Origin of the sequence: Pustulibacterium marinum, from assembly GCF_900116665.1 — a bacterium.
GTDB lineage: Bacteria > Bacteroidota > Bacteroidia > Flavobacteriales > Flavobacteriaceae > Pustulibacterium > Pustulibacterium marinum.
Map to the genome: position 1 here is coordinate 14,755 of NZ_FPBK01000009.1, position 13,390 is coordinate 28,144.

Consider the following 13,390-nt stretch of genomic DNA (forward strand, 5'->3'; position numbering starts at 1 on the left):
ATAAGCATGAAAAAGAAGTTGTTACCAAAATTTATCATATCGATAATTCTTATCAGTTGTTGTATTGGCTGTTCAAAAATCACCAAAGTTACCGACATAGTTACCAATCCTTCTGCGAGAGAAGTCTATGAACGAACATTGAAAGATAGCTTACAGGTGTTCTCCCAATGGAAAAACGCTTATGCTTCTGCCCAACAAGATAGTTTAGAAATAAACCTTCCATACACTGAAAATGGGAAATTCAGAAAAAACAGCTTCCACACCTACAGTTACAATTTTGAGGTAAAAGAAGGTAGTGCTATCATCATATCTGTAGCGCAAGACACGCTACCAAAATCTGTTTTCATTAGTGTTTTTCAGCAACAAGATTCTATATTTAAAGAAGTCACAAGTAATCAACCTACAGAAAAGAAACTTGAATTTACGCCTGAAACATCGGGTAATTTCAAGGTAATTATTCAACCTGAATTAGCAAATGACAATCATTTTTCATTGATCTTGAACACCAAACCGCAGTATGGTTTTCCAGTAGCAGGGAAAGGCAACAAGGCTATTCAAAGCTTTTGGGGAAATGCGAGAGATGGTGGTAAACGAAAACATGAAGGAATAGATATTTTTGCAAAACGCGGAACTCCTGTAGTGGCTGCCGTTGATGGAAGAGTGAGCAGCACCGGAAATCGTGGTTTAGGCGGAAAACAAGTTTGGTTAAGAGACGGCCTTTTTGGAAAATCCCTTTACTACGCCCATTTAGATAGCATTTTAGCTACCTCAGGGCAACGTGTTTATATAGGCGATACACTTGGGTTTGTGGGAAATACAGGAAATGCAAAATACACTCCTCCACACTTGCATTTTGGAATTTATAAGGGTTATGGTGGTGCCATAGATCCATTACCGTTTGTATTTAAAACCGAAGAAATATCCCATCAATTTACGGAGGTTTATGAAAGTGATTCGCTTCGTATTAAATCTTCCAAAGCCAATGTACGTGTAGGACCTAAAACAAGTTTTGAAAAAATTACTTCCTTAGAACGGAACGATATTATTTTCCCTCTGGGAACTTCGGACAATTGGATTCATTTTAAAAATGAAAATGGCTTACATGGATACGTTCATGCAAGCCTTGTTTCTAAAATTTGATATTGTTTTTGTAAATAAGCTAAATTCCCTGTTCTAAAACCTCAGCAGATGGATTGGTTTTTTCAAATTCTGTAGGCGTCATTCCGAAGTGTTTTTGAAAATTTCTTCCGAAGCTCGTCTGCGATTTATACCCCACCATTTCGGCAACTTCATAAATTTTCATATTGGTGGTTTTGATCAAATGTGCAGCCTTTTTCAATCTACTTAAATTGATCAACTCATTGGGAGATAAATCTGAAATTTCTTTGATACTTCTATACAAAGTGGATCTACTCATGTTCATACAATCAGCAAGTTTATCTACATTGAGCGATTGATCCTTTAGATTTTCTTCAATCACTTTATCCAATTTGGATAAAAATGATTTGTCTGTATTGGATGTGGCTAAAGATTTGAGATGCGCCAGTGGAGAACTGGAAAAATGTCCCAGAATTGTTCTTCTATTTTCTATAAGGTTTGAAATTTGAACCAGAAGATAATCCATAGAAAAAGGTTTGGTAATATAAGCATCTGCACCAGATTCTAAACCTTCTATTTTTGCATTCAATGCACTTTTTGCAGTCAAGAGAATTACAGGAATATGACTTGTTTTCTCTGTCTTTTTAATGTCTTTACACAATGAAATTCCGTTTTTAATAGGCATCATCACATCGCTCACCACCAGCTGAACTTCATTTTTTTCTAATAATTTCCAGGCCTCATCACCATTCTTTGCTAAGAGCACGTTGTAGCTTTCGGAAAGTTCTGAAAACATAAAATCTGCCAATTCTTTATTGTCTTCCGCTACCAAAATTAGCGGTGCTTGCTTGTTCAACGTGGCATGAGTTTTCTCCTCTAATACATTAGTTTCTTCTGCCGAATTGATAGTTTTAAATTCTTCTGATTGATGAATTGGCATTTCCAAAATAAAGGCATTCATCTTTGTATCCTTTTCATCTATTTGCAAAGATCCACTGTGTAATTGCGTTAAGGAATAGGCCAAAGACAAACCAATACCCGTTCCGGTATTTTGAGCATCCGCAGGCAATCTGAAAAATGGTTCAAAAATTCGATTCCTTAACTCAGAAGGAATCATTTTCCCATCATTTTTAATGGTTATTTTAAAGGTATCATCTGTCATTCTCAGCTTTACAGAAACTTGTTTATCTGAATATTTTATGGCATTCCCAAATAGGTTACTCAAAATTTTCCTGAAGGCTTCTTCATCTGCGAAGGCTGCAACATTCTTTTCCGGCGTATCAATGATAAACTGTAAATTTTTGTCTTGAATTAATTGACTAAATCGCATATGTGTTTCCTGAATAATTTCGGTGACATCTATGGCTACAAAACTCAATTTTATATGCTTCATTTCTGCCTTTCGGAAGTCTAGCAATTCGTTTACCAAATTCAATAAACGCGATGTATTCTTCTCCATAATCCCTAAATTTTTAGGAACCTCTGGCGATTTGTATTTCTGCTTCATTAATTTCTCCAACGGACTTTTGATCAACGTTAAAGGCGTTCTAATTTCATGAGCTATATTGGTAAAGAATTCAATTTTTGCTTGATAAATTTCCTTCTCCTTTTCATTTTGCAACTGTTCTATATGCCTGTTACTCTTTCTGCGAGTGTATCGATGATAGGTTCGCAAAGCGAAATATGCCAATAGAATCAAACTTAAAAAATAAATCAAAAAGGCAACTTTACTCAAATAAAATGGGGGAAGTACCGTAATAGCGAGCGCCGCATTTTCTTTGCTCCAAACCTCATAATTGTTCAAGGCTTTTACTTTAAAAGTATAGGTTCCAAAAGGAAGTTCTGTAAAATTTACTTCGTGATTTTTCCCTAGCGGAATCCATTCATCATTCAAACCTTCTAGTTTGTACCAATACCGTGTCATTTCGGGAGAAGTAAAACTCAGGGAAGCAAATTCTAATTTAAAAGTTGATTGATGATCACTAAGCGTAATTTCATCCGAAAATAAAATAGATTTATCCAATGGAGAGTTTAATTTCCCAACAGGAACATCTTCGTTATTAATAAAAATATCTGTAACATACACAGGAGGATTAAACGTGTTTTGCGTGAATTTAGCAGGGTTAAAACTAATAAGCCCTTTTACACTTCCAAAGTACATTTCACCATCGTTGGTTTGTAATGCCGAGCAATAATTGAACTGATCGCTCAACAAACCGCTAGACTTGGTAAACACTTTTACATCGTTATTTTCAGGATTAAAAGCCACCAAACCATTGGAACTGCTCATCCATAGATTTTGGTCGGCATCTTCCAACATGGTATAGGTTACATTGCTTGGTAAACCGTCTGAACGGGTATATCTTTTAAAGTTATTTTGCTCAGGCAGAAACTCGTTTAGTCCATTTTCGGTAGTAATCCAGAGTCGGTTTTTGCTATCTTCAAAAATTCCGTTGATCACATTAGAGCTAATGCTATTTGGATTGTTGCTCTCATACCTGTAAAAACCTTTTTCTCCTGTTTTTGGATTGAAATAATACAATCCGTCCCAATATGTACCAGCCCAAAATGTGCCGTTGTGATCCTCCAAAAAGTACGTGTAATGATACACTTCTGGAAAGCCCGAAACCACTTCAAAGGTGTCCGTATCCTTTATGTATTTGTGAATTCCTGCAGAAGTTAACACAAAAATGGAACCGTCAAGACTTTGATAAATGTACAGAATGAAATTACTACGAAGATTTCCCTGCTCTACTCCAGTACCATAATGCCTTTTTATAGTTCCGGTTGCTATATCCATAACATCTAAACCATGCTCAAAAGTACCTATCCATAATTCATTGTCCACGGCAAGTAATCCGTGAATATTGTAATGAGCTAAATTTCCATGTTCTTTTCCGTATGAATAGTTTTTGAATACACCCGTTTTAAGATTCAATTGATTAAGACCGGCGTCCTCTGTTCCTATCCAAAGATTTCCATAGACATCTTTTTCAATTTCTCGCACAGCATTACCACTTATTGAGTTTTCGCCAACTCGAGGGAAATACCGAGTAAAAGGTGTGTATGGCTTTGGATAATAATTTACACCACCAAAATATGAGCTTATCCAAACACCTCCTTCTTTATCTTCTACCAAGGCATAAATTGCATTATCAGAAAGCGAATATGGATTTCCATAATTCTTTTTAAAATTTTGATAACTTCCATCTTCCTGGTTTACTATAAATACACCCGATTCACTAGCAACCCAAAGTTCTTTATCACTTTTCATCAAGAAATCTCTAATGAACAGCGGATTTTCATCTTGTGATAGAATAGAATTCATAGTTTGACTTGAAATCGAATATGTAAACGCACCTTTATTTTTTGTTCCCACCAAAATGGTATCATCACCTTCCGTTTGCATAATGGTAATGATGGTTCCTTCGGTTTCAAAGTTAGCTGCGGTGATTATTTTCTTGAAAGAATTATTCTCAGGAATATATTTAAAAACGATATCTCCAGAACTTACATAAACATCGCCGTTAGAAGTATGCGAAACAAACGTAGCATAGAATTGATCATACTTTTCCACATTTCTCAGCCCTCCCTTGCTCGTTATTTTTAAAAGCACACCATTAGCAATAATCCATAAATCACCATTTGTTGTGCATTCTATATCTAAAATAGGTTGATTCTGCGTTTCCTGTATCAGTGTAAAAGATTCTGTACGTTCATCATATTTAAACAATCCGGTATCGGTTCCTACCCACAAAAAATCATTGAATTCATGAATACATCTAATGAAATTACTCCCTATACTTGTGGAATCTCCTGGAATATGCTGAAATGTTTTGAAGTTGTAACCATCATATCTGTTCAAACCATCCTTAGTACCAAACCACATAAATCCTTTACTGTCTTGTAGCATGGATATGACAGAGTTTTGAGAGAGTCCATCCTCTACTTGCAAGTGTTTAAAAGAATGGTCTTGCCCCTGTAAACTGAGCGAAAAGAAACAAATAATGGAAAATATAATACTGTTTTTCATACACTACAAAGTAAGTTAAGGCAACGTTTTCGAAAGCATACAAATCATGTCATTTTTCCACAAATCATTTCAAACCAGTCGGAAATTTGATAAAATTTTAACATTGAAACAATTTGAACAAAGATTGAAACACAATCGTAGAAATTCTTCCCCAAAAAATAATCTACTTTGGAAAACGAAATAGTTACGCTTTTTAACGTCTTCTAATTTTTGTTTCTTCAAAAAGACACAATGAAAATTGCATAATCAGCAATTTACAAAATAGTTCAAAAGAAGCAACATTAATGAATAAGTGTAAAAAACACACAATTATTTCTGCAAATCGTTTCAAACAACCTTAAAGGTCAAAAATTTCAAAATGAAATTCTATGAAAACTATTTTTAAATGTATGCTTAACACAAAATGCCTACTCCTACTGGCAGTGTTTTTTGCGCAAAACGCATTTTCACAGAGTACGAGTCAGGTATCAGGTACCATCACCTCTACAGATGGACAGCCGGTAGCTTTCGCAAACGTTATCGTCAAAGGCACGAGTAACGGAACATCGGCAGATTTTGATGGTAACTATACTATTGAAGCAGCATCAGATGCTGTTTTGGTTTTTAGTTACATCGGTTTTAAAACACAGGAAATCCCTGTTAACAACCAAACTACTATTGATGTTACCATGCAAGATGACGTTGCTACACTAGATGAAGTAATCGTTGTTGGTTATGGTACTCAAAAGAAAAAGGATTTAACCAGTTCTATTGCTGTAGTAGAATCTGACCAAATCCAAAAAAGACAAAGTACCACTGTTGCAGAAAGCTTACAAGGTTTAGCTGCGGGTGTAAATGTTCGTGGAGGTGGTTCTCCTGGACAAGAAGCTCAAATTGAAATTCGTGGTTTAAAAAACCTTCAAAATGCGAATCCGTTATATGTTATTGACGGAAACATTACGACAGCAAACCGCGATTTTAACCCAAATGACATTGAGTCTATTCAAATTTTAAAAGATGCTGCTGCCGCTGCAATTTATGGTTCGCGTGCTGCTAATGGTGTAATCATCATTACTACCAAAAAAGGTAAAAAAGGACCATTGAAAATTGAAGTAAGTTCAAAAATGAGTATTACCGAAGTTCCTCGTTATGATCTTGCAGGTCAAGAGGAATTTGTGCGCCTAACGCACATGGCTCATGACAACGCTGGAATTCCAAGACAGAACTTAGATCTTTCTGTAAATACAGATTGGCAAGATGAAGTTTTTAGAACTGGATTAATTCAGGATCAAAACTTAAGTTTTTCCGGTGGTGGAGAAAATACCAATTTCTTTATGTCTGCAAACTACTTTGGAAACAAAGGAACAGTAATAGACACAGATTTTGATAGACTTTCGTTCCGTGTTAATTCAAGCGGTACAAAAGGTATTTTCAAAATTGGAGAAAATTTAGCTTTATCTAATTCTAAAACCAATGAAACCGGAGGTCCGGAAGCATTTAGAGGGAACCCTTTTATTGATGTAGTTAGAATGTTCCCAACTATTCCTGTAAGAGACGAAGACAATCCTGGAGGATATGGTTATGGTGAGCAAGGCGTTGCAAATACTTTTGCAGCAAACCCGGTTGCTATTGCAAATTTGATAGACCGATCTTTAGAAAACTTTAGAATTAGAGGTAATATTTTTTCAGAATTACAACCATTTGAGTTCTTAAAGTATCGTTTAAATTTTGGGTATGAAACTAGTTTCGATCATTTCCGTCACATTAGAAAAACAGGAAACTGGACCCTAAATCAACCTTACGAGCCATCTTTCATGAATGAAAATCGTGCTCAGTTCCAACGTAAATTATTAGAAAACACATTAAGCTTTTCTAAAGACTTCGGAAAACACAATGTAAATCTTGTAGCCGGTACAACGTATCAATCAGATATGTACGAACAAATTAACGGTACTAAAAGAAACCTATTGGTTAATAATGCCAACGGACAATATTTTGATGTATTAGATCTTGGTGACAATCCACAAGTTGGTGGATTTAGAACAGAATCTATCTTAATCTCTTATTTAGGTCGTTTAGAATACAACTATGATAACAAATACCTTTTAAACGCGGTAGTGCGTAGAGATGGTTCTTCAAAATTTAGCGATGCCAACAAATGGTCTAGCTTCCCATCTGTTTCTGCTGCATGGCGTTTGAGTAATGAATCTTTTTTCAATGTTGAAGAAATAAGCGACTTAAAACTTCGTGTAAGTTATGGTGAACTTGGTAGTGGAAACATTGGAGAATATGAATATTTAGGATTCATAAACACTTTTGGAGCTGTTGTAATGGGTAACGAGCAATCATTAAACCCATCTGCTACACAGGTAAAACTTTCCAACTCAGAATTGAAATGGGAAATTTTAAAACAAACCAACTTTGGTGTAGATGTGAGTCTGTTTGACAACAAACTTACCGCAACTGCAGATTATTTCATCGCTCGTACAGAGAATGTATTATTTGGTTTCCCAATTCTATTATCTACAGGTAATGATGGCGGTAACCCAATTGCAAACGCTGCAACTGTAGAAAACAGAGGTTTTGAATTCAACGTAAACTATAATCAACAAGTAAATGATGACTTTAGTTTTAATGCTTCACTTAACCTTACAACACTTCGTAACGAACTAGTTTCTCTTGGTAACGGATTAAATGAAAGCATCCAAGGAAATACACTTACGGAAGCAGGACAACCTGTAGGTATGTGGTATGTTTTACAAACCGATGGGCTATTCCAAAGCCAAGACGATGTAGAAAGCTATACAAACTCTGAAGGCGTAGTTATTCAACCAACTTCTCAACCAGGAGATGTGAAATACAAAGATTTGAATGACGATGGTCAAATTACAAATGAAGATAAAACAGTAGTGGGTAGTCCTTGGCCAGATTTCCAAATGGGCTTCAATGGAGGCTTTACCTATAAAAATGTTGATTTTTCAATGAACTGGATCGGTTCCTTTGGTGCCACAGTATACAACGGGTATAGAAGTATTGTAGAAAATGTAGACGGAGAGCATAACTATCCGGCAGGTATTCAACCTTGGACTCCAGAAAACCCAAATACCGATATTCCTAGAGCTGTTAACGGAAACACTTTGAACAGCCGTGGAGATAGTGACCGTTGGTTAGAAGATGGCTCATTCGTGAGATTAAAATATGTAGGATTAGGATACAATTTCAAATCAGATCTTATTGAAAAAATTGGATTTAACAGAGCTAGAGTTAGCCTTTCAGCTCAAAACATTTTAACCATTACAAAGTATACCGGGTTAGATCCGGAATTCAGTAACGGAAACATCTTTCAAAGAGGTGTAGACTTTGGATCGTTCCCTAACCTTCATACCTATTCTTTAGGCGTAGAATTCAGTTTCTAATAAAACACACAAGAAAAGATGAAAAAATTTATAGCAATTAGCGCAGTCATATGTTCGCTTGTTACATTCAACGCATGTAACAAAGAAGAACTAGAAATTAACAACCCAAATGCCCTTACTACAGACCAGTATTGGGCAACTCCAGATGATGCAGAGAAAGGCGTCAACTCTATCTACGCCATGTTTTATAAAGACGGGCTTTGGGCAAGATGGATTTATTTTAGACTTGATTTGGCATCGGATGAAGGCTTTAGTAAAAGTCCATGGGTAGAATTGGCAGACTGGACACGTTTCAAATATGTAAACTACAACTTCTGGGAGGGTAACAGTGTTACTTGGAGAGACTCTTACAAAGCAATTTTTAGAGCTAACCAAGTATTGGCAAACGTTCCTGATATTACTTTTGAAGACGAATCAAGAAAGAACTCTATCATTGCAGAAGCAAAATTTCTTAGAGCATTCCACTATTTTTATTTAGTTGAACTTTGGGAAAACATTCCATTAATTTTAGAGCCTTCTACCCCACAAGACCTTCCATTACAAAGCAATAAGGAAGAAGTATATGCTCAGATAGAAATGGACTTGAATGATGCATTCAATGATCTTCCTGCAACTTGGGATGCCAGCGATGTTGGTCGCCCAACTAAAGGAGCTGCAAAAGCAATGCTTGCAAAATTATACATGCAAGATCATGACTATACACAGGCAAAAGCTGCATTGGAATATTTAATTACAGGAAGTGGAGCCATGTATAGCTTGGTAGATAATTTCCAAGATAACTTCACCCACTTAAATGAAAACAATGAAGAATCTGTTTTCGAAATTCAATATGGAGATCAGCGTTTAGGTGGTACAGGAGAAGGTGCTGCAGCATCAGTTTCTTCTACCAGAGCACAATTCTTTGCACCGAGAGGTATTGGCTGGTCAGATGGTCAAGCAAGATGGTGGATAGTAGATCTTTTCAAAGAAGAAGCAAACCAAAACGGCGGTATCGATGAAAGACTTCAATACTCATTATTCTATCCAGATCTAGAAGCTGATTTTGGACTACAAACCTACGGTAGATCTTGGGAATGGAATGCTGATGAAGCTTGGTTCAAAAAAGGATCTAGAGACTACTACCGTAACAATGAAGATTATTACAACGAAGTAAATTATCGTTTAATTCGTTATGCAGATATTCTTTTAATGTATGCTGAAGCATTGAACGAACTAGACATGACTGCAGATGCATATGCATATGTAGATATGGTAAGAGCACGTGCAAATATGGCTCCGTTAGCCACTGCATATCCTGCTATAGGAAATGATCATGACATGTTTTTAGAAAGATTGAAAAAAGAAAGAGTCTTGGAACTTTGTGGTGAAAGTGTTCGCTATTTAGATCTAAAAAGATGGGGAGCATTTGATTCTCAAAGTGCTATTGATGAAATTATCACAAGAGATTCTGATTTTGAAAACTTCGTGGTTGGTAAAACAAACATTCTCCCAATTCCTCAAGCAGAGGTAGAAAACAACCCAAATTTTGAACAAAATCCTGGTTATTAATTAAATGAATGATTTTTCCTGAGGTAACAAAAGTTGCCTCAGGAATTTTAATAATACACAAAATGATACGTCAAAAAATACAACTTAAAAAGCTACTAGCTATTGGTTTTATTGCGTTCTCTTTATTTTCTTGTGATTCAAATCAAAAAGAAAAAAGTAAAGAAGTAGCCAATACTCCAAAAGAAGAAACTACCAAAAGAGAAATTTGGACTAAAAAACAAGCTAACGATTGGTATGCAGCACAACCTTGGTATGTTGGTGCCAATTTTAACCCAAGCACAGCCATCAATCAGTTAGAAATGTGGCAGGCTGACTCTTTTGACACGGCCACTATAGATAAAGAACTTGGTTGGGCAGAAGAGATTGGAATGAATGCCATGCGCGTTTACCTGCACGATTTATTATACAAGCAAGATCCTGAAGGTTTCTTTAAAAGAATGGATGAGTATCTTGCTATTGCAGATAAGCATCATATAAAAACCCTATTTGTATTGTTTGATTCTTGTTGGGATCCTTTCCCTGCATTAGGTACACAAAGAGCTCCAAAACCACATGTACACAATTCTGGTTGGGTACAAAGTCCTGGTCAAAAAGTACTACAAGATTCAACTCAATACAGCCGATTAGAAAAATATGTAAAGGCTACTGTTGGCCATTTTAATAACGATGAAAGAATTTTAGGTTGGGACGTTTGGAATGAACCTGATAACATGACAGGCCCTTCGTATGAAGCTGTAGAAATTGCAAACAAGAAAGAACTTGTATACAATTTATTAGGTCAAGTGTTTGAATGGGCTCGTTCAGAAAACCCAAGTCAGCCATTAACTTCTGGTATTTGGATAGGAGATTGGGCAAACCACGATACTATGGAAAAAATGCATAAACTACAAGTAACACAGTCTGATGTTATTTCTTTCCACAATTACGAAACACCAGAAATCTTCGAAACAAAAATTAAGCAATTGCAACGTTATGGCAAACCATTATTATGTACAGAATATATGGCTAGACCTAACGGAAGTACTTTTCAAGGTTTCCTTCCAATAGCAAAAAAATACAACGTTGCTATGTTTAATTGGGGATTGGTTGATGGTAAATCGCAAACTAAATACCCATGGGACAGTTGGACAAAAACTTACACTGCAGAACCAGAAGAATGGTTCCATGAAGTTTTCCACACCGACGGAACTCCATATAAAACCGAAGAAACAGAATTCATCAAAAAAATCACATCCGAAGTAAATTCAAAATAAAAAATTATGCTGAATAAGGTAGTGTTAAATTTCATGTTTTTAGTATTGTTTACTGTGTATTGTTTCTCTCAGCAACCTGATCTACCCGGTCAGGTTGTTGCAGGAGAACAAGCTACCAATCAAGCTTATCTTTTTGCCCACATGACGCATCAAGATTATGGTAGGCTTTACTATTCTGTAAGTACAGACGGTTTACACTGGCAAACATTAAACAATGGTAAACGTGTTTTTGATGCCTATCAAGGGCATCCAGATATTGTAAAAGGGCCAGATAACGCCTATTACATGGCTGGCAACACTAGTGATGCAGATCCAGACATTACTATTTGGAAAACAACAGATTTGATTACGTGGAAAAAACATAGCACCTACACGCCTAATTTAAAACAAGTAGAAGGTTACCCAAACCCACTACAGCGTATTGGTGCCCCAAAATTATATTTTGATGAGCCTTCTGGTAAATTTATCATGACGTGGCATACACCACACAAAGAAGGTATCCCAGGTGATGGCGAGCGCTATTGGGCAAGCCAACGTACCTTGTATGTACTTTCTAAAGATTTAAAAACTTTTGAAGGCAACCCTAAAATGCTATTCGATTGGGATTTTGGTACCATCGATGTATTTATTCGCAAAATAGACAATAGTTATTATGCTATTTTAAAAGATGAAACATACCCAACATTATATTGGCCTACCGGTAAAACCGTACGTATAGCCAGAGCTAAATCGCTTCTTGGGCCGTATTCGCTGCCCGAGGAGCCTATTAGCCCAAATTTTAGAGAAGCTCCTACCCTTATACCATCTCCAAATGATAAAATTTGGTATTTGTATTACGAGCAATATCCTGGTGTTTCCTACGGATTATCTGTTGCCGATAATTTAAATGGTCCATGGTTTCAGGCTTCAGGATATACGTTTTACAGCGATTGGGATAAGTACAATTTGCCAGAACACGTGAGACATGGTTGTATGATTACCATTTCTACTAAAGAATACGATAACTTGATACAAGAATTTGGAATTACAACAACAAATGAAAAATAAACTATTGCTATTGATGCTGCTTGCGTTTGGTAGTCTATTCGCACAGCATAAAACTTTTCAAAACCCATTATTACCAAGCGGTGCAGATCCCTTTAGCACATACCACGATGGGTATTATTATTACACGCATACTTTGGGCGATAAATTAATGCTTTGGAAAACAAAAAACCTTGCAGACCTTAAAAATGCCGAAAGTAAATTGATATGGACACCTCCTACTGGCACCATGTATTCTAAAGAAATATGGGCTCCTGAGTTTCATATTATCAACAATAAATGGTATGTATATTTTGCTGCCGATGATGGCGACAACAACAACCATAGAATGTTTGTGTTAGAAAACACATCTTCAGACCCATTTAAAGGTACTTGGGAGTTTAAAGGTAAAATAGACACACACCCAGACCGTTGGGCTATAGATGCCAATGTGTATAACTACAACAACCAATTGTACATGATTTGGTCTGGTTGGGAAGGTAAAACCAACGGCCAACAAAACATTTACATTGCTAAAATGAAAAACCCTTGGACCTTAGAAGGTAATAGAATTTTAATTTCTGAACCTACCTACAATTGGGAAAAACAAGGAGATTTAGATGATGCTATTAATCCGCCGCATGTTAGCGTTAACGAAGGCCCACAGTTTTTAGCACACAACAACAAGCTATTTATTGTGTTTTCGGCAAACGGATGCTGGACAGATTTTTACAACCTAGGGTTACTAGAACTTAAAGGCGATAATCCTTTAGGCCCTCAAAACTGGGTAAAACACAGTCAGCCTATCTTCACCAAAAATGAAGAAAATGGGGTGTACGCTCCAGGGCATAATTCGTTCTTTACATCTCCAGACGGAACAGAAGATTGGATTCTTTTTCACGCCAACGATAACCCAGGCGAAGGCTGTGGAACAAAACGTTCGCCACGCATGCAAAAAATAGAATGGAATGAAGATGGTACTCCAAACCTTGGCATTCCGGTATCTAACAAAACTATATTAGAAATTCCTTCAGAATAAA

General features: G+C 36.4%; 7 protein-coding genes. 6 read left to right on the top strand and 1 reads right to left on the bottom strand.

The features are described 5' to 3' along the window. The first annotated feature begins 6 nt into the window (after nt 1–6). On the top strand, nt 7–1,140 hold the full coding sequence (locus BM383_RS11995) for a peptidoglycan DD-metalloendopeptidase family protein (protein ID WP_093025387.1): 1,134 nt from the start codon (nt 7–9) through the stop codon (nt 1,138–1,140). A gap of 19 nt (nt 1,141–1,159) precedes the next feature. On the opposite strand, the gene BM383_RS12000 is transcribed toward BM383_RS11995, so the two are convergent. After that, the gene (locus BM383_RS12000) at nt 1,160–5,131 is read right to left on the bottom strand and encodes a two-component regulator propeller domain-containing protein (RefSeq protein ID WP_093025388.1); all 3,972 of its coding nucleotides are present in this window, start codon (nt 5,129–5,131) and stop codon (nt 1,160–1,162) included. Nucleotides 5,132–5,499: 368 nt separating this feature from the next. Here BM383_RS12000 and BM383_RS12005 point away from each other — a divergent pair, with 368 nt between their 5' ends. The 5 genes from BM383_RS12005 (at nt 5,500) to BM383_RS12025 (ending at nt 13,389) form a co-directional block, all read left to right on the top strand. After that, nucleotides 5,500–8,526 (top strand): SusC/RagA family TonB-linked outer membrane protein, encoded by a 3,027-nt coding sequence (locus BM383_RS12005; protein WP_093025389.1) that lies wholly within the window; start codon nt 5,500–5,502, stop codon nt 8,524–8,526. A gap of 18 nt (nt 8,527–8,544) precedes the next feature. Beyond that, entirely contained in the window at nt 8,545–10,074 is a 1,530-nt protein-coding gene (locus tag BM383_RS12010) for a RagB/SusD family nutrient uptake outer membrane protein (protein WP_093025390.1), read from the top strand. Nucleotides 10,075–10,136: 62 nt separating this feature from the next. After that, nucleotides 10,137–11,327, top strand: a complete 1,191-nt coding sequence (locus BM383_RS12015; protein ID WP_093025506.1) for a glycoside hydrolase 5 family protein — start codon at nt 10,137–10,139, stop codon at nt 11,325–11,327. 6 nt (nt 11,328–11,333) lie between these two features. Further along, nucleotides 11,334–12,374 carry a glycoside hydrolase family 43 protein gene (locus BM383_RS12020; protein ID WP_245766579.1) on the top strand — a complete coding sequence of 347 codons (1,041 nt, stop codon included), beginning with the start codon at nt 11,334–11,336 and terminating at the stop codon, nt 12,372–12,374. Beyond that, nucleotides 12,364–13,389: a glycoside hydrolase family 43 protein gene (locus BM383_RS12025; protein ID WP_093025392.1), complete on the top strand. Its 1,026-nt coding sequence runs from the start codon at nt 12,364–12,366 to the stop codon at nt 13,387–13,389. The genes BM383_RS12020 and BM383_RS12025 overlap by 11 nt, the downstream gene beginning before the upstream one ends. Nucleotide 13,390 lies beyond the last annotated feature (1 nt).

What these genes read in the sequence shown, in the direction of transcription:
- BM383_RS11995 (WP_093025387.1), top strand. Translation starts at nt 7, where the DNA reads ATGAAAAAGAAGTTGTTACCAAAATTTATCATATCGATAATTCTTATC.
- BM383_RS12000 (WP_093025388.1), bottom strand. Translation starts at nt 5,131, where the DNA reads ATGAAAAACAGTATTATATTTTCCATTATTTGTTTCTTTTCGCTCAGT.
- BM383_RS12005 (WP_093025389.1), top strand. Translation starts at nt 5,500, where the DNA reads ATGAAAACTATTTTTAAATGTATGCTTAACACAAAATGCCTACTCCTA.
- BM383_RS12010 (WP_093025390.1), top strand. Translation starts at nt 8,545, where the DNA reads ATGAAAAAATTTATAGCAATTAGCGCAGTCATATGTTCGCTTGTTACA.
- BM383_RS12015 (WP_093025506.1), top strand. Translation starts at nt 10,137, where the DNA reads ATGATACGTCAAAAAATACAACTTAAAAAGCTACTAGCTATTGGTTTT.
- BM383_RS12020 (WP_245766579.1), top strand. Translation starts at nt 11,334, where the DNA reads ATGCTGAATAAGGTAGTGTTAAATTTCATGTTTTTAGTATTGTTTACT.
- BM383_RS12025 (WP_093025392.1), top strand. Translation starts at nt 12,364, where the DNA reads ATGAAAAATAAACTATTGCTATTGATGCTGCTTGCGTTTGGTAGTCTA.